General features: G+C 35.8%; 14 protein-coding genes. 7 read left to right on the forward strand and 7 right to left on the reverse strand.

Features of this window, described 5'->3' with window-relative positions:
• Nucleotides 1-118: 118 nt before the first annotated feature.
• Nucleotides 119-1,078 (reverse strand): alkaline phosphatase family protein, encoded by a 960-nt coding sequence (locus GFU89_RS11445; RefSeq protein WP_318847247.1) that lies wholly within the window; start codon nt 1,076-1,078, stop codon nt 119-121.
• Between the two features lie 335 nt (nt 1,079-1,413).
• Between GFU89_RS11445 and GFU89_RS11450 the strand changes: the two genes are divergently transcribed.
• The 6 genes from GFU89_RS11450 (at nt 1,414) to GFU89_RS11475 (ending at nt 6,251) form a co-directional block, all read left to right on the forward strand.
• Complete coding sequence (locus tag GFU89_RS11450) at nt 1,414-1,890, forward strand: Dps family protein (protein WP_318847248.1); 477 nt, start codon at nt 1,414-1,416, stop codon at nt 1,888-1,890.
• A 95-nt stretch (nt 1,891-1,985) separates the two neighbouring features.
• Nucleotides 1,986-3,164 carry a nicotinate phosphoribosyltransferase gene (gene pncB / locus GFU89_RS11455; RefSeq protein ID WP_318847249.1) on the forward strand — a complete coding sequence of 393 codons (1,179 nt, stop codon included), beginning with the start codon at nt 1,986-1,988 and terminating at the stop codon, nt 3,162-3,164.
• Nucleotides 3,165-3,292: 128 nt separating this feature from the next.
• Nucleotides 3,293-3,763: a YciI family protein gene (locus GFU89_RS11460; RefSeq protein ID WP_318847250.1), complete on the forward strand. Its 471-nt coding sequence runs from the start codon at nt 3,293-3,295 to the stop codon at nt 3,761-3,763.
• Entirely contained in the window at nt 3,735-4,550 is an 816-nt protein-coding gene (locus GFU89_RS11465) for a hypothetical protein (RefSeq protein WP_318847251.1), read from the forward strand. Before GFU89_RS11460 ends, GFU89_RS11465 begins: the two co-directional genes overlap by 29 nt.
• A gap of 267 nt (nt 4,551-4,817) precedes the next feature.
• A complete protein-coding gene (locus tag GFU89_RS11470; RefSeq protein ID WP_318847252.1) occupies nt 4,818-5,792 on the forward strand; it encodes a DUF6624 domain-containing protein in 975 nt (324 codons plus the stop codon).
• Nucleotides 5,793-6,017: 225 nt separating this feature from the next.
• Nucleotides 6,018-6,251, forward strand: a complete 234-nt coding sequence (locus GFU89_RS11475) for a hypothetical protein (RefSeq protein ID WP_318847253.1) — start codon at nt 6,018-6,020, stop codon at nt 6,249-6,251.
• A 69-nt stretch (nt 6,252-6,320) separates the two neighbouring features.
• Here GFU89_RS11475 and GFU89_RS11480 read toward each other — a convergent pair whose 3' ends face one another.
• Nucleotides 6,321-7,721, reverse strand: coding sequence for an MAC/perforin domain-containing protein (locus GFU89_RS11480; RefSeq protein ID WP_318847254.1), 1,401 nt, complete (start codon nt 7,719-7,721; stop codon nt 6,321-6,323).
• A gap of 140 nt (nt 7,722-7,861) precedes the next feature.
• On the opposite strand from GFU89_RS11480, the gene GFU89_RS11485 reads away from it, so the two are divergent.
• Nucleotides 7,862-8,617, forward strand: coding sequence for a DUF5995 family protein (locus tag GFU89_RS11485; RefSeq protein ID WP_318847255.1), 756 nt, complete (start codon nt 7,862-7,864; stop codon nt 8,615-8,617).
• Nucleotides 8,618-8,685: 68 nt separating this feature from the next.
• Here GFU89_RS11485 and GFU89_RS11490 read toward each other — a convergent pair whose 3' ends face one another.
• The 5 genes from GFU89_RS11490 to GFU89_RS11510 form a co-directional block, all read right to left on the reverse strand.
• Nucleotides 8,686-11,772: a CusA/CzcA family heavy metal efflux RND transporter gene (locus GFU89_RS11490; RefSeq protein WP_318847256.1), complete on the reverse strand. Its 3,087-nt coding sequence runs from the start codon at nt 11,770-11,772 to the stop codon at nt 8,686-8,688.
• A complete protein-coding gene (locus GFU89_RS11495; protein WP_318847257.1) occupies nt 11,772-12,887 on the reverse strand; it encodes an efflux RND transporter periplasmic adaptor subunit in 1,116 nt (371 codons plus the stop codon). The genes GFU89_RS11490 and GFU89_RS11495 overlap by 1 nt, the downstream gene beginning before the upstream one ends.
• Nucleotides 12,888-12,890: 3 nt before the next feature.
• The gene (locus GFU89_RS11500) at nt 12,891-14,165 is read right to left on the reverse strand and encodes a TolC family protein (RefSeq protein WP_318847258.1); all 1,275 of its coding nucleotides are present in this window, start codon (nt 14,163-14,165) and stop codon (nt 12,891-12,893) included.
• Nucleotides 14,166-14,300: 135 nt separating this feature from the next.
• Entirely contained in the window at nt 14,301-15,665 is a 1,365-nt protein-coding gene (locus GFU89_RS11505) for a HAMP domain-containing sensor histidine kinase (protein WP_318847259.1), read from the reverse strand.
• A gap of 2 nt (nt 15,666-15,667) precedes the next feature.
• Nucleotides 15,668-16,342, reverse strand: coding sequence for a response regulator transcription factor (locus tag GFU89_RS11510; RefSeq protein ID WP_318847260.1), 675 nt, complete (start codon nt 16,340-16,342; stop codon nt 15,668-15,670).
• Nucleotides 16,343-16,396: the final 54 nt, after the last annotated feature.

Below are 16,396 nucleotides of genomic sequence, written 5' to 3' on the forward strand. Positions count from 1 at the left end.
CAGTTATATATATTATTTCTTTCGATAATCTTTCCATTTGTTCTCTATACCTCTCCAAAACCCGCATCATTTATATATTATTGAATCAATTTCAAATCAGAAGATTATGTGAAAAAAATTATTTAAAAATATCTTTAATTACTTTTCCTTTTGTATACTGCATAGGAACTCTTAAAAGCTCCGCTATTGTGCTGGCAATATCAATCTGTTCATAATTTCCAGTATTAATAGTGACATTCTTTTTAAAATCCGGTCCCATTGCAAAGAATTCAATGTGCCTGCACCCAGCGCAATCATCACCATGTTCAGCAAAACCACCGTTGGCATCCAAATGTCTTCCGTGGTCATTGGATACAATTAAAGTTGTTTTATCCTTATAAGCGGGAAGTGATTGAATATAGTTCCAGATTTCTTTAATAGTAGCGTCTGTAGTTTTGATGGCTTTAATGTACTCATTCCAGTTGTTTGCATGTCCGTAAGAATCTACATCTTTAAGATTGATCACCATAACATTCGGGCTGTATTTTGCCATTACTTCTTTGGTCTTCGTCATTGTTACAAGGTCATCACGATATCCTGATCCGTTTCCACTCACTCCACAATCTACACTCGGCTGAAATTTTCCTTTCCAGTCTGCCAGTTTACAATCGTTTAAAACCTCCAGTTTATCTTTAGAAGCAACAACCCAAGCCTTTGTTTTATCAGCTCCTGTAAACTTCAGCCATTGCTGCATCACAGATGGAAACCCAGGTAATTCTGTTCCGTTATTTTTAATATTCTCATAAACTCCTGAACACATAGCACTATGTCCCGGATTGGTATTCGTAGTGCCATTATTTTTAAAATTACTGATGAAAACACCCTGGCTCAATAAACTTACTCTGTTGGGTATATTTTCTTTATTGGCCGCTTCCCACGTTTCTGAAATACGGGCTCCGTCAACAACAAGGAGAATCACATTTTTAGTCTGGTATTTACTTTCAGTCTTTGGATCCGTTATAATCTGTGCATCGGTATCATTACTACTGCATGAAAACAAGAGGAATGATAAAACGAAATACAAGAAGGGTTTTTTCATAATTTTTATATTATTTTTTTATGTGAATTTCGAATGCAAAGCTAGAGAAACCAACTACGGAGAATATTAACAAATTATTATCTATTCCTTAATTATTCAACAATACGGGAATAATAAGTGATCATTATTTGATATCAACATTTTTAATACATCCAAACTATTTTAAAAAACTTTCGTATAGTTATCATCTATTAATAATCAGGGGATTTCGGCACGATATTTCGTAAATTTGGGGTATACAAAATGATAAACAACAATCACCATGATGGAGGTTCACAGTATACTTAACTGACCCCGGTGATTGTATCTGATCTTAAAAAAATAAATATATACATATGAAAAATGCTAGTATCATTGGCCTTAAAGAAGCTGATTGCAAAAAGATCTCAGAAAAATTAAATGCACTGTTAGCCAACTATTCTGTATTTTATCAGAATACAAGAGGTTCTCATTGGAATATCAAAGGAGAACAATTCTTTACCCTTCATCCGAAGTTTGAGGAATTGTATAACAGTCTTGTTTTAAAGATTGATGAAATTGCAGAAAGAATCCTGACATTAGGAGCTATTCCTGCGCACAATTACTCAGACTATTTAAAGATAGCGACCATTAAAGAAAGTAAGGAAGTAACTGACGGCACCAAAAGTGTAGAGCAAATTCTAAGTTCGTTCAAAGTAGTCATTGATCTGCAGAGGGAACTTTTAGATATTACAGATGAAGCAGGAGATGAAGGTACCAATTCGCAAATGAGCGATTATATTACCGAACAAGAGAAGGAAGTTTGGATGTACAATTCTTATCTTGGAAAATAACTCCATTAAAAGCATTAAAATATTTCAAAAAAATCGCCTTACATTTAGGCGATTTTATTTTTTATATTTATATTTGCGTTAAAATTACACATATTATGAACGACGTAAGACTAAACTCTATCCTAGATAATGATTTTTATAAAATAACCATGCAGAATGCAGTGGTAAAACTATTCCCAAGTTCTATTGTAAAATATGAATTTATCAACAGGGGGAAGCACCACTTTCCGGAAGGATTTGACGTTGCTTTAAGAGAAGCCGTTAATAAAATGGCTGAACTTAAACTTACAAAAGACGAGAAAAAGTTCATGGCAAGAACATGTCCTTATATTGATCTTCCCTATCTGGATTTTTTAGAAGGGTATCATTATGATCCGTCTGAAGTAAAAATACACCAGGAAGGAGGCGACCTTTCCGTAACTGTGGAAGGGCTTTGGTACAGAACAATTCTTTGGGAAGTTCCATTGCTGGCCCTGATCAGTGAACTGCATTATGAAATGAACCACATGGAAAGAGATTCTAATGAAGTGGTAATGAACAAAACCCTTGAAAAAGCAGACTCATTAGGCAGACTTGGAGTAACTTTTGCAGAATTTGGAACGAGAAGAAGACATTCTTATAAGGTACAGAATTTGGTGATGGAAGCTTTGACTCAAAAAAGAGAATCAACTTTTATCGGAAGTTCTAATGTTCATTTTGCAATGAAATATGGTGTAAAACCTATCGGAACACACGCTCACGAATGGTTTATGTTCCACGCTGCTGAATACGGATTCAAAATGGCCAATGAAATGGCTTTGGAACATTGGGTAGATGTATACAGAGGTGATCTTGGAGTGGCTTTGTCTGATACCTATACCACAGATGTTTTCTTCCAGCAGTTTGACAAAAAATTTGCAAAACTATTTGATGGTGTTCGCCATGACAGCGGGGATGCTCTACAATTTGCGGATAAAACAATTGCCCACTATCAAAACAACGGCATCAATCCTATGTTTAAGTATATTATTTTTTCCGATGCCTTAAATCTTGAAAAAGTAGAAGAAATCACCAATTACTGTAGAGGAAAAATTGGTATTTCATTCGGAATTGGGACCAATCTCACCAATGATGTAGGAGTAAAACCAATGAATATTGTAATGAAACTCATCGGTGTACAGGCTCCTAATAAAGAATGGATTCCTACGGTAAAGCTTTCTGATGAACATGGTAAATATACAGGAGATCCAAAAATGATCGAACTGGCGAAAGAATTTTTAAGAATAAAAGATTAAAATAAACTTATCTGTACAATTAGATATAACCTCGTAACCATCGAGGTTTTTTTGTATCCTATCATTTTTTGAAATTCAATGCTCAGAAATCTTTAAGGTTTTTATTATATTTATCAAAATAAAACAAGATGAAATCAAAACCATTACTAGCCGCATACCTCCTCATATCAGCATTGTCCTTTGCGCAGGAAAAGAAAGCAGAAAAACCTAAATATAATCAGGAACTGGCAACTTCATTAGGAGCTGATCAATATGGAATGAAGGCATATACTATTGTCATGCTGACTACAGGTTCCGTTAAGATTGAAGACAAATCCAAAATGAGCGAACTCATGAAAGGTCATATGGCCAATATTGGCAAACTGGCTGATGAAGGGAAAATAGTTGTAGCCGGGCCTTTCCTTGAAAAGAATAAAGAAAACTACCGCGGAATGTTTATTTTCAACACCAATTCTAAGGAAGAAGCTGAACAATGGGTAAAAACAGATCCTGCTGTTCAAGCCGGAGTCTTTAGTTATGAGATCTTCCCATGGTATGGATCTGCAGCTTTACCATTGTACCTTAAACATCATGATGAAGTTTCAAAAGAAAATCCTTAAGAAAAATAAAGTACGAATTTTATTTGTGCTTTTCTCTTTATTATTAATGACAAGCTGTACAAAACAGCCATCCCTTTTTGAATTTACAACAGAGAAGGTCGACAGAGATGTTATTAATGATTTAAAAAAATTAAAAGACTTACCCCCTCAGGGGCTACTTTATAATGATACAATATATGAAGTATGGAAAACCTGTTCAGGAGAATGGGGAGGAACAATTTATTTTAAAAATAAACAATCCGGAAAAATATACTACGCAAAAGCAGACTGTCCAGTTTCTGTGAGTAAAATTAATAATAGATATTATATCTCCAATTCAATGTCACATGGTTTTGGCAGTTCGGATATTTTAGAAATTACTGATCCCGAAAAAATGGAGCAGGTCGATAAAATCCCGATTTATCACCCTAACATTATTACAAGAGAATATGAATCTCATTCTTCAAAAGGAACAAAAAAAATGGTTGATTCCAGCGGAGTGCTTATTATGTCAAGTTTTGTATATAAACAAAAACTATATTCAATCTTATCAGACTATCACAATGCAAAAGCTACAATTTCAGAGCTCAGAAACAATAAATTCTATACCATTCAGGAAATTGACAAAGATCTCTTTTCCGACAACCCCTACATTATAAAGGAATCAGAACCCATCAGAAGATTTATCTACAGCATCCCAAGCCGGGGATTCTTGAAATTAAGGAAAATAAAATCAAGTTTATTTCTTATACAAAAAGTAAAAAATAAAGAGACTGCCTTCAAGGCAGCCTCACATATTTCTTTTTAATCAATACAGATATATGGTTTTCTTGGTGGATAACAGCAATAAGGATTGCTGCAGAAAATATATCCTGCCTGTCAGCCTCCATCAACAGGTATTTCACAGGGTAATGCTGCACTCATGTGAGGAACCTGTTAACCGGCAGCCATGCGCAAACCATTGGTTCTTGCACCTTTTCCAGATTCGATTATAATCATCCATAATCTGATAAAAAAATAAATAAAGTGAGCTTCTGGCTAACATTTTATTATCTTTAAATAAACAAAATTAACCATGAAAATAAGACTATTCGTTATACTGTTTTTAGCATCAGCAAAACTGTTCTTCGGACAAACTGTTCCCAAAGAATACACTGATAAAGTAAAAGCGGCTGAATCATTTTACCAATCCAAGGATTTCAAAAACTCTGCGAGCAACTATTCAGAAGCATTTAAATCTAACGGCTGGAAAGCATCTCTAAATGACAGGTATAACGCAGCATGCTCTTGGGCAATGGCATCAGGGCCAGACAGTGCGTTTTCCCAACTTGACAGGATTGCAGTAAAATTCAGTAATTATAACCATATCACTACGGATACAGACCTTAGCTCTTTACATAGTGATAAACGATGGAAACCTCTCATCGAAAAAATCAAACAGAATCAGGAGAAAGCAGAAGCAAATTTGAATAAACCCTTGGTCGCAAAGCTTGGTGACATTTATAATGAAGACCAAAAGTACAGACAACAAATCGGTGATATTGAAAAAAAATATGGTGGGAACTCAAAAGAAATGAATGAGCACTGGCAGCTTATCAATAAAAAAGATTCAATAAATCTTATTGAGGTAAAAGCCATTCTTGATAAATATGGCTGGGTGGGTCCTGACGTTGTGGGTGGACAGGGAAGCGTTACATTATTTCTTGTTATCCAACATGCAGATCAGGCAACACAGGAAAAATATTTACCCATGATGAGAGATGCTGTAAAAAATGGTAAAGCACAAAGCAGCAGCCTGGCCCTTCTCGAAGACAGGATGGCTTTGAGACAAGGTAAAAGACAAATTTACGGCAGCCAGATAGGACGTGATCCTGAAACACAAATATATTATGTATCCCCATTAGAAGATCCTGAAAATGTAGATAAAAGACGCGCAGATGTTGGGCTTCCTCCATTGTCAGAGTACGTAAAGAATTGGCAAATGAAATGGGATGCTGAACAATATAAAAAAGACTTGCCTAAACTGGAGGCAAAAATAAAACACAAATAAACAGCAATCACATCACTATACTATTCATCGATTTCAAATCTAATTGACATTCTTCTATTTTAAACTTGGCATTTAAAAAAAATCTAACCTTCATTTTAAAATTTATCATCAATTAATTCAATCATCATAGAATAATTTACTATTTTAGTTCAATCTTTTTAAACCTACTTATCTAATTATAAGAGAATTAAGAATAAATCAAATTACTAAACAAAAAATTAAACCATGAAAAAGAACTTAACAAAACTTTCAAGAACAAATTTAAAAGATGTATTTGGAGGAACACTGTATCCTGCACAATGCCCAGGAGGATGCCATGGTGAAGGCATGATCAGATGTCCTGACGGCACTACCACGATGACTAATTTTATATGCATGGGAGGAACCTGCCAACCGGCAGCCATGTGTAAACCATTGGTTCTTGAACCTTTTCCAGATCCGATTATCATTACCCCATAATCTGAATGAATAAAAATAAAAAGAGACTGTCTTTGTGACAGTCTCTTTTTTTACAATTATACTTTTAAATTAAAAAATATCGCTCCCGATTATATAACCGTTTGTTCCATTTATTTTTTTAACCGCATTATTATTAAATCTATATTTATTATAAATACCAATATTTGGAATATATCTTAAAGTATTACCTTCTCTCATGTATATCTTATTGGTAAAATTATCCTGTTTAAGATCATTATCAGGTGTTAAGTCAGCCCCACGTTCTACTGTTGACAAATTACTTGGACTAATAGTCGCGATTTCACCACTGGTAATATTAAATAATCCGTAAAGTGTCATAGGACTTTGGATATATCTCAGTTTGTTTTCAAACATAAAAAAGATCTGGTTGGTAGCAGGATTTCTAACAAAATTACCATTCACAAGATTTGCCGTATTTGTATAATCCAGCCTCACCTGATTGTCAATTAAATATTGATCTATATAAGCTTTTAACTGAGCTTTCTTCACAGGATCTTTAACAAGTTCATAAAGTGGTATCAAACCATTACTCCCAAATTCTACCAATACAGCATTAGTAGGTGTTGAACTGTTCTGCCAGGTGGAAATATTAATTTTAGGATTCGTTTGATCAAGGTTTAGCTCTCCCACTAAGCCCTTAGATGGATCTCCTCCTCTGGTTTTAAAGGATAATTTTCTAGAAAAGTTCTTATTTGATTCCGAAGTATCTACGTCATTATCAACATTTGCATCAAAAATACTTTTCACTCCTACTTTAACACCAATTCTGGCTGCCTTTTCACGACTTTGATTCGTTGTTTCAGATTGGAACATAACATCTAACTTCGCTCCGGTATAAATATCTACTGCAACGTGAGTACCATAATCGTTGACAATCTGCGCAGGGCTATTGGACTGTAAATCGCTAGAGAACTCAGGAGTCAAATAATCAGACAATAAGACAGGAGTAGCATTAAACCTGAATCTTCTTTGTTTAATTAAAAGATTATAGCTACCATAAATATATTTAGCGTCAAATTTATTGGTAGTCGTGTTACTAACCGAAGAACTAAAACTAACTGAAATAAGCTTTTTAAATAAAGAGAATCCAGCTGTCGCTCCTACCTTCGTAGATACCATTTTTGAATAGGCTTCTGCACTTTCACCATATTCTTCAAGATATTCCTGAGAAAATACATTATCAGTAATCAATCTTCCGGTCTGTTCGTTTTTGAACCTTTCAACATCAATTACCTGATATCCGGAGGAGTTAGAATTAGCATATTCTCCTGTTGCATTATAACCGTACCCCAAGACGTCATAAATTCCATCCCCGGCACTTTTAGCAAAACTTCTCCCTGAATTTTTTTTTGAGTTTTCATTTAGGTTAGGATTTTCAAGCTCTTCAGTAGAGCAAGAAGTTGCAAGCAGTAAAATAATACTTGCAAAAAAGAAACTTAGTTTTTTCATATTTTATTTTAAGTCTACAAACTTAATTCTTTGCGTACAAAGCTAAAATGACATAAATCATAAACAAGGGAATTAATTAAAATACAGGTACATTATAGTGTGATAATCTATTTCTCGATATCTTTAAACAAAAAACCATCATGAAAACCATTGAAGAAGTTCTTAAAAAACTGGATGAAATTATTATCTGGTGCAAAGAAAACAAGAGTCCGGCAGGATATTTTGCCTGTACTTACAGAATCATGACCGCACAGGTTCTGAAAGGCATTCAACAGAAAAAATTTGAAGACAATCTAAGAATGACTTTACTTGATCTTGCTTTTGCACAAAGATACCTGCAGGCATGGGAAAGTTATAGCAAAGGAGAAAAATGCACAAATTCATGGTATATCGCCTTTGAAGCCACTAAGAATAAAAACCTGTTGATCCTACAGCATATATTTTTGGGCATGAACGCTCATATCAATTTGGATCTCGGTATTTCTGCAGCTTCAATCATGCCTTACCGGAAAATAAATCCGTTGAAAAAAGATTTTGAAAACATTAATACTGTCATTGCTTCCATTAATCAGAACGTCCAGAATTCTTTAAACAAAATCTGTTATCCCGTGGATCTTATTGACAAACTCTCTAATGGACAAGATAATGCTGTACTTGATTTTGCGATTTCCAAAGCAAGAGATACTTCCTGGGCAACCGCAGTCATTGCATCCAACACTCCGAATTTTTTAAGAGAATCAGTAATCGGTATTGTAGATTATGCGGCCGCAAAAGTTGCTACACAAATACTAAATCCAAAAATACTCACTCCTGCCCTTTTAAAAGAATTAAAAAAATGTGAAAGCAATGATGTAGTGAAAAATATTGAGATTTTAGAATCTACAAAAAACTCATAAAAAAGCCGGGATCTTCCTCAAGAATCCCGGCTCATAATGAACAAAATAAAAGAAACTATATTGCTTCCTTATGCTTTTTTACGATAGGCATAATGGAAAATAATTGGTAATACAGTAAATGACAGCAGCATACAGATAATTAATCCTCCAACGATCATAATGGCTAAAGGTTTCTGAATTTCGGAACCCATTCCATTGGACATTGCTGCCGGAAGAAGTCCCATAGATCCCATCAGGGCAATCATAACCACCGGACGAATTCTACTCTTCACTCCCTGTGCAATGGATTCTTTAAGAGATAGCCTGTTTTGTAGATTTTCTTTCATGACTCCAATCAGAACGATACCGTCTATAGTTGCTACTCCGAAAAGGATGATGAAACCGATTCCTGCTGAAATTCCAAAAATGGTTCCCGTAAACCAAAGGGATAAAAATCCTCCGATAAATGCAAATGCAAGGGTAATAGAAGAGATCAGCGTATCTTTTACGTTCCCAAAGTTGAAATACAACAGCATCAGAATTAGAACTAAAGAGATCGGAACTACCATTGCCAGCTGTTTTGCGGCTCTTTCTTTGCTCTCAAATTCTCCTGCCCATGTCATTTTATGATTTTTTGGAAGTTTTACTTCTTTATCTACTTTAGCTTTGGCTTCTTTAATAGTACTTCCAAGGTCACGCCCTTCAATATTAAATCCAACTCCAATGTACCTGCTGTTTCCTTCACGGTAAATAAATGACGGTCCGGTGTGATAATCTATGGTGGCTATTTCTTTCAATGGCACTTTTTTATTATCCTGAGTTGGGATAAGAATATTTCCCATTTTTTCCGGCGTGTCACGGTATTGTTTTTCAAACCTAAGCATTACGTCAAACATTCTTTCTTCTTCGTAAAATTTCGTAGCAGCCTGTCCTCCGATCGTCATTTCAATCACGGCTTGTGCATCTGCTGTGGAAACACCATATTTTGCCATTTTAGAATCGTGAAGCTGTATTCTCAATTCCGGAAGTCCGATATTTTTGAAAACATTGACATCTGAAATCCCAGGAACTGTTCTGATAGAATTGGCTACTTTATTGGCATAATTTTCAAGCTCAAAGAGATCATTTCCAAAAATTTTAATAACCAGCGGAGCTTTTACCCCTGCTACATATTCTTCCACATTATCCTGTATCGGCTGGCTGAATCCAAAGTTGATTCCCGGATATTTTTCAAGGGAAACTCTCATTTCTTCGAGAAGTTCGTCTTTGGATATTTTTTTCTTCCATTCATTTTCCGGTTTCAGCTGAATATTAAATTCGATATTAAAGAAACCTGTAGGGTCGGTACCATCATTCGGGCGGCCTGTCTGGGTCATGACAAATTTCACTTCATCATATTTCATGAGAATCTCCTTCATTTCTTTGGTCAGCCTTACAGATTCATCCAGATTAACACTATTCGGAAGGGTTGCTCTTACATAGATGGCACCTTCATTCAGCTTGGGTAAAAATTCGGAGCCGTAATTGGAGAATCTCCATCCGCAAAGAGCAAGCAAAGCAATAAATCCAATGATGAATCCTTTTTTATAACGGTTACTAAATTCATAGATTCTATAGATATTTACTCTGAAAAATCTTGAAATAAAGTTTTCTTTCTCTTCAATATTTTTAGTCAATAAAAGCTTACACATTGCCGGAACATAAGTCAAACTTAAGATCAGTGATCCTAATAATGCATACCCCAGCGTAAATGCCAAAGGAGAGAACATTTTACCTTCTACTTTCTGGAAAGAGAAAATAGGCATCAAGGCAACAATAAGAATCAATAGGGCAAAGAAAATATAACTGGCTACGCTTCCCGCACTTTTCTTGATGATCCCCAGTTTTGAGATTTTATTGAATCTCTGCAATCCTATTTTCCTGGCTTTAAGTTCGAGAGCGACAAAGACATGTTCTACAATGACCAGTGTTCCTTCAAGAAGCAGCCCGAAATCCAGCGCTCCCATAGAAATAAGATTAGCGGGTAATCCCTGAATTTTCAGCATAATTATAGCAAAAAGAAATGCTAAAGGAATGACTGATGCTACAATAAAGGTTGTTCTCCAGTTGTACAGGAATATAAATACAATAATGGAAACAAGAATGACTCCTTCAATAAGGTTTTTGGAAACGGTATGAACAGTGGTGTTCACCAGTTCTGTACGGTCAATGATCGGAACAATCTGAACATCTCCCGGCAGTTCTCCTCCGTTCAGTTCTTCTATCCTGTCTTTCAGTCTTGCTATTACTTCACTAGGGTTTTCGCCACGAAGCATGATCACAATTCCTTCTACAACATCATTTTCTTTGTTGTATCCTACCTGTCCTAATCTTGGTTTTGCAGAAACTTTCACTTCAGCAACGTGTTTTACCAGAATAGGCGTAGATCCTTTTACCTCGATCTGAATATTCTCAATATCTTCTTTTTTCTCCAAAAGACCAATCCCCCGCACTACATAAGCCTGATCTCCTTTTGCCACTACATCTCCTCCTACATTGATATTACTCTTCGAAACTGCTTCATACACATCCAGGGGGGAAAGGTCGTAATTGTGTAATTCCGTAGGATTAATTTTTATTTCATAGGTTTTTTCTTCTCCACCAAAACTTACTACATCCGCCACACCGGGAACAGCCAGTAATTCTCTTTCCACTACCCAATCCTGAATGGATGTAACTTCTTTGATCGGAAGTTTACTTTTAATAATATATCTGTAAATTTCACCCGTAGCCCCGGAAGGAGGTTCAATACTGTATTCTGCTCCTGCGGGAAGGTTTACATTTCCTAATTTATTGGATGCATATTGCTGAGCATAGAAATCATTGACATGATCATCAAAAATCACGGTGACCACAGATAATCCAAACAGGGAAATAGAACGCACCGATGTTTTATTCGGAATGGCATTCATTTCCTTCGAAATGGGTAATGTGACAAATTTTTCTATTTCTTCAGCACTTCTTCCCGGCCATTGAGTGATTACCCTTACTCTTGTGTTGGTAACATCCGGAAATGCTTCAATAGGAGTATGTATGTAGGAATAGATTCCTCCGGCAAGCAATAGAAAAGTTCCCAAAAGAACAATCAATGAGTTTTTTAAAGAGAAGGAAACTATATTCTGTACAAATTTTCGCATTACTTCGTGGAATTATTTAATTGGTTTTTCAGGTTTTCATAGATCAGCAGTCCGTTGGAAGCGATGATATTTTCACCTGATTTTAAATTACCTTCTACATAGATATACTGGCTGTTGGAAGCTATTTCCGTCACCGGTCTTATCTCAAGCTCACAGTCTTTTTTGTAGACCACAACATAACTTTGATTATTATCGAAGATTAACGCTTTGGCAGGAATAGCCAGCGCACTTTTATTTTGTGAATTAATTGGTAACACTACATCAGCAGACATGCCCGGTCTTAGCTTCATTCCATTATTATCCATAATGATTTTCGCTTTAAGTACTCTTTCATTTTCATTGAAAACCTGGGAAATATTATCAATCTTTCCGGAGAAGCTGTCATCCGGATAAGCAAGAGTCTTCACCATTACCGGCTGATCTACATAAACGTGTCTCATATTGGTTGCATATACATTCGCCATTACCCACACTTTATCCAGATTGGAAATGGTAAAAAGCTGATCTCCGCCTGCTGTTACCGGCATTCCTTTGGAAATATTCTTTGAAATAACATATCCGTCCGCAGGTGCTTTGATCTGAATGGTGCTCCCACCTGCTGAATACAGCTGCATATTTTTCTGTGTCTTGGAAATGTTAGACTGCAAAATGGCAACTTCAGATTTTGCTTCCTGCAAATCTTTCTGAGAAGCAATATCATCTTTATACATCGCTTCTACTGAAGACAGCTTTCTTTTTGCTACTGCCAGCTGTGCCTGTAAAGTTTGGGTATCATCCTGCATTTCGTTAACAGCTGTACTTTTTACACTCGCCAGCGTTTGCCCTTTTTTCACATAATCTCCTAAAGAGAAATAAGTATCCGTAACCACTCCATCCACAAGACTTACAAAAGGAACTGTTTTATCTGAGTTACTTTCTACTTCTCCGGTGAGCGTGATACTTTCTTCTATAGGAAGCATTTCAACTTTAGCAAATTTGATATCTTTTTTAAGTTCTTTACTGATGCAGTATTTTTTTTCGGCTTCGGTATTTTCCTTTTTTTCTGCACAGCCCGCAAGGATCACCAGCGCAGACATATAAATGGCAGCAATATATTTGGTAGTATTCTTGTTCATATCTTATAAGTCTTGTCCTACAACATACTGCAGGTTTTCGTAGTATTGATTAAGTTCTTTTTTAGTATCCAGTATGATCATTTTATTTCCGATGTAGGTATCCAGAAAATCCATGTATTCCAGCATGCTGATATTTCTTAGTCTGAAATTTTTCTCATGGCTTACCAGCAATCCATCCAATGTAGATTCATAGCTTTCATCGATTTCTTCTGAAACCTGCTGTGTCCGGATATAGTTTCTAAAAACGGAGACAATTTCGTTCTCAGATTTCAACATATTTTTACGGGTTTCTATTTTACTTTTTTCAATTTCAAGTGTGGCTTCCTGGATATTTCCTTTATTGCGGTCGAAAATGGGAAGGTCCACAGATACTCCCAGCCCTATAAAGTCTTTCATAATATTCCCACCACGGTCATACCCTATGGAAACAGCCACATCGGGAGTTTTCATAGCATTTTGTATTTCGAGATTTTTGGCTGCGTGTTTCTCTTTATTTTTCGAGATCAGAATATCGGGGCGGTTTTCTTTTGCCTTCTCCATCCATTGGTTCACTTCCAGTTCTGAAAGTTGTTTCTCCGGCATGACAAATGAATCCGAAATCACCAGATACGTTTGAGAAGGCAGCATCAATAAGGCTTTCAGCTCTACCTGCTGATCTTCAATTTCCTGTTTTAAAGAAATCAGTTTTTTCTTGAATTCAATTTCCTGTGCTTTCAACCGGACATATTCAGCTTTACTGATATTCCCAAGGCTTAATTGATTATTATAGGATTTTGTCAGTTTCTCAATGGAAGCAATCTGCCCTTGGTAGATTTTCTGCTGTTCCTGATTGTAAAGAATTTCAGTGATCGTATTTCTCAATGTTTTCTTAAGCTCACGCAATACTTCCTGCAATTCATACTTCTCTCCTTCCACTTCTATTTTCTGCAGTTCAATATTTTTCCTTCTCTTTCCGGCAGTCTGAATCACCTGTTCTATCTCGGCAGAGATCTGTGTATTTTTCCCCCAGTTTCCTATCAATGCAGGCTGCTCTTCTATATCATAGGTTCTCCATAGATTCACTTCACTGATACTTAATTTGGGATTGGGCCAAAATTTAGCCTGAACAGCACGAGCTTCAGCTTGTGAAATTTCAAGCTTCTGTGCAATAAGGTCAAGGTTTTTAGCCAGAAAAATAGTTTCAGCTTCCTTTCTGCTGATTTTCATAGTATCTGAAATCTGCGCTGAAAAGAAACTGAAACAGGGAATATAAAATAGGGTTAAAAATAGCTTCTTCAAGGGTCTTTTATTTAAGACTACAAAGCTATTTGTCTAATATTAGAGGGAATTTTAAACAAAATTAAAATTCGGTTAGTTCAACATTAGAGTTTGATTAGAACTTTTAAAACACGAATAATTTCACCAATAACACGATTATGAGTGAATCGGAAATTTAAGAAGGACAGTAGTTCCAACATTGACAACAGAATCAATCTTCATTATAATATGATGATGATCGAAAATACTCTTCGAAAGGGATAAGCCTATTCCACTTCCTTTAACGGTATCTACATTTTTTCCTCTGTAGAAAGTTTCAGATATTTTTACAAGATCATCTGACGGAATCCCTCTTCCTTCGTCTCTGACTTCAATATACAATTGATTATCTTTCTCGGACAAGATAAGCACTATGGGTTGATCATAGGAATACTTGATCGCATTTTCAACAATATTATATAACGCTAAGTACAGCAGCGTTTCGTTTCCTGGAAATTCCAGCAAAGCAGGATTTGTTACCTGAAGCTGTATTTTAATGGATGAGTTCTTTTCTTTTGCTTTAGTATCCAGTTTCTCGTAAATTTTCCAGATCAGTTCATCCACTCTCATTGGTTGATGAGAAGATTCAAGTTTGGTCATTCCGGACATCAGTAAAAGATTGTTGAGAATATTTTCAATCTCATATACATTCTCCAATGATTCTTTTGCTACTTCCTTATACTCTTCCGGAGTTCTATCCTTTTGGGCAAAAACTTCCAGATTTCCGGAGATTGCTGCCAGAGGAGTTTTAAATTCATGAGAAACATAATTAATAAAGTTTTGCTGCAAGAGTACATTTTCGGAAATTCTGCCCAGCAGTTTATTATAGGATTTTATCAGATCCTCAATTTCATCATTCGTATTGGCAGATGTTATAATTGCGGTAGAAATATTATTATAATCCACTTTATTGATGCGCTCCACTACATTGGAAATAGGTTTGTAAACCACCTTTGAAAGATACCTGCTCAGAAAATAAATCGCAAGCAGCCCAATCACCAATACAGAAAGCATAATAATAGCAAGCCTTAATATCTGCGACTGAAATGAATCATTAGGGGATTTTACAAAAACCACAAAGTCTCCCTGGTTATCCGGATAGAAAATCCCATAGTAGAATTGGTTATCCGACATAAACTGCATGCCTTTATTAGCCCGGACTGCCTGCAGGTGAAAAGGTTTGATATTCTTATCATTAAGGTTCTGTCCAAAAGTAACCTCATTGTTCTGGTTGTAAACAGCTACTCTGTTATTCTGAATCAGATGATTGTATTCTTTTTTGATCTGGGCATGGCGGTCTTTTGGAAGTTCATCTTTATCAAGATAATAAATAGCAGAAATTAGAGCCGTATTCCTTAGTTTTTCAAAATAAAAAATCTTGGTACTGTCATAATAGGCAAAGAATATCACCGCAGATGTGATGATAGAAACAATGCCGAATGAAAGGCTTGAAATAAGAGTAAACCTGCTTCTGAGAGTCATTTTCAGTCTTTAATTAGATATCCGGTTCCTTTTACCGTATGAATAATTTTCTGTTCTGTTTCGTCAATTTTATTACGCACATAGGAAATATAAACATCTACTACATTCGTTGTATTATCAAAATCAATTCCCCATACTTTATGCAAAATCTGGGTTCTGCTCAGCACCTTGTTTTTATTCTCCATCAGGAAAGTAAAAAGTTTGTATTCTGTGGGAGAAAATTCAATTTCCCTGTTGTCCTGCGTTACCTTGTGAAGGTCTGTATCAATCGTAATATTGCCGCATGACAGGTATTGATCTTCTTTCTGATAACTTAATTTATTTCTTCTGGTTAAAGCCTTAATCCTGGAAATAAGTTCCTCAAAATGAAATGGTTTTGATAAATAATCATCAGCTCCCATATCCAGCATCTTGATCTTATCATCCGGACTATTTAGGGCACTTAAAACCAAAATCGGTGTATAATTTCCTTTAAATCTTATAAGCTGCGTAAGCTGCATCCCATCCAATCCCGGAAGCATAATATCCATTAAAATAAGATCAAAATCATAGGTATGAAGAAGTTCACGTGCCTTTTCTCCGGAATCTGCAAGGGTCAGATTGTAACCAGCCTCGGAAAGGCCTTTTATCAGGAAATTGCTGATTCTTTGATCATCTTCTACCAACAAAATATTCATAAGTCTCTGAAATTTCCCATAAATATAGGTAATCTTTGGGAAAACATAGAGGAA

This window comes from Chryseobacterium sp. JV558 (assembly GCF_033712365.1).
GTDB lineage: Bacteria > Bacteroidota > Bacteroidia > Flavobacteriales > Weeksellaceae > Chryseobacterium.

Excerpts from the sequence above, each read along its gene's own strand:
- GFU89_RS11510 (WP_318847260.1), bottom strand. The coding sequence starts at position 16,342 with ATGAATATTTTGTTGGTAGAAGATGATCAAAGAATCAGCAATTTCCTG.
- GFU89_RS11505 (WP_318847259.1), bottom strand. The coding sequence starts at position 15,665 with ATGACTCTCAGAAGCAGGTTTACTCTTATTTCAAGCCTTTCATTCGGC.
- GFU89_RS11470 (WP_318847252.1), top strand. The coding sequence starts at position 4,818 with ATGAAAATAAGACTATTCGTTATACTGTTTTTAGCATCAGCAAAACTG.
- GFU89_RS11445 (WP_318847247.1), bottom strand. The coding sequence starts at position 1,078 with ATGAAAAAACCCTTCTTGTATTTCGTTTTATCATTCCTCTTGTTTTCA.
- GFU89_RS11460 (WP_318847250.1), top strand. The coding sequence starts at position 3,293 with ATGAAATCAAAACCATTACTAGCCGCATACCTCCTCATATCAGCATTG.
- GFU89_RS11480 (WP_318847254.1), bottom strand. The coding sequence starts at position 7,721 with ATGAAAAAACTAAGTTTCTTTTTTGCAAGTATTATTTTACTGCTTGCA.
- GFU89_RS11495 (WP_318847257.1), bottom strand. The coding sequence starts at position 12,887 with ATGAACAAGAATACTACCAAATATATTGCTGCCATTTATATGTCTGCG.
- pncB (WP_318847249.1), top strand. The coding sequence starts at position 1,986 with ATGAACGACGTAAGACTAAACTCTATCCTAGATAATGATTTTTATAAA.
- GFU89_RS11450 (WP_318847248.1), top strand. The coding sequence starts at position 1,414 with ATGAAAAATGCTAGTATCATTGGCCTTAAAGAAGCTGATTGCAAAAAG.
- GFU89_RS11475 (WP_318847253.1), top strand. The coding sequence starts at position 6,018 with ATGAAAAAGAACTTAACAAAACTTTCAAGAACAAATTTAAAAGATGTA.
- GFU89_RS11465 (WP_318847251.1), top strand. The coding sequence starts at position 3,735 with ATGATGAAGTTTCAAAAGAAAATCCTTAAGAAAAATAAAGTACGAATT.
- GFU89_RS11485 (WP_318847255.1), top strand. The coding sequence starts at position 7,862 with ATGAAAACCATTGAAGAAGTTCTTAAAAAACTGGATGAAATTATTATC.
- GFU89_RS11490 (WP_318847256.1), bottom strand. The coding sequence starts at position 11,772 with ATGCGAAAATTTGTACAGAATATAGTTTCCTTCTCTTTAAAAAACTCA.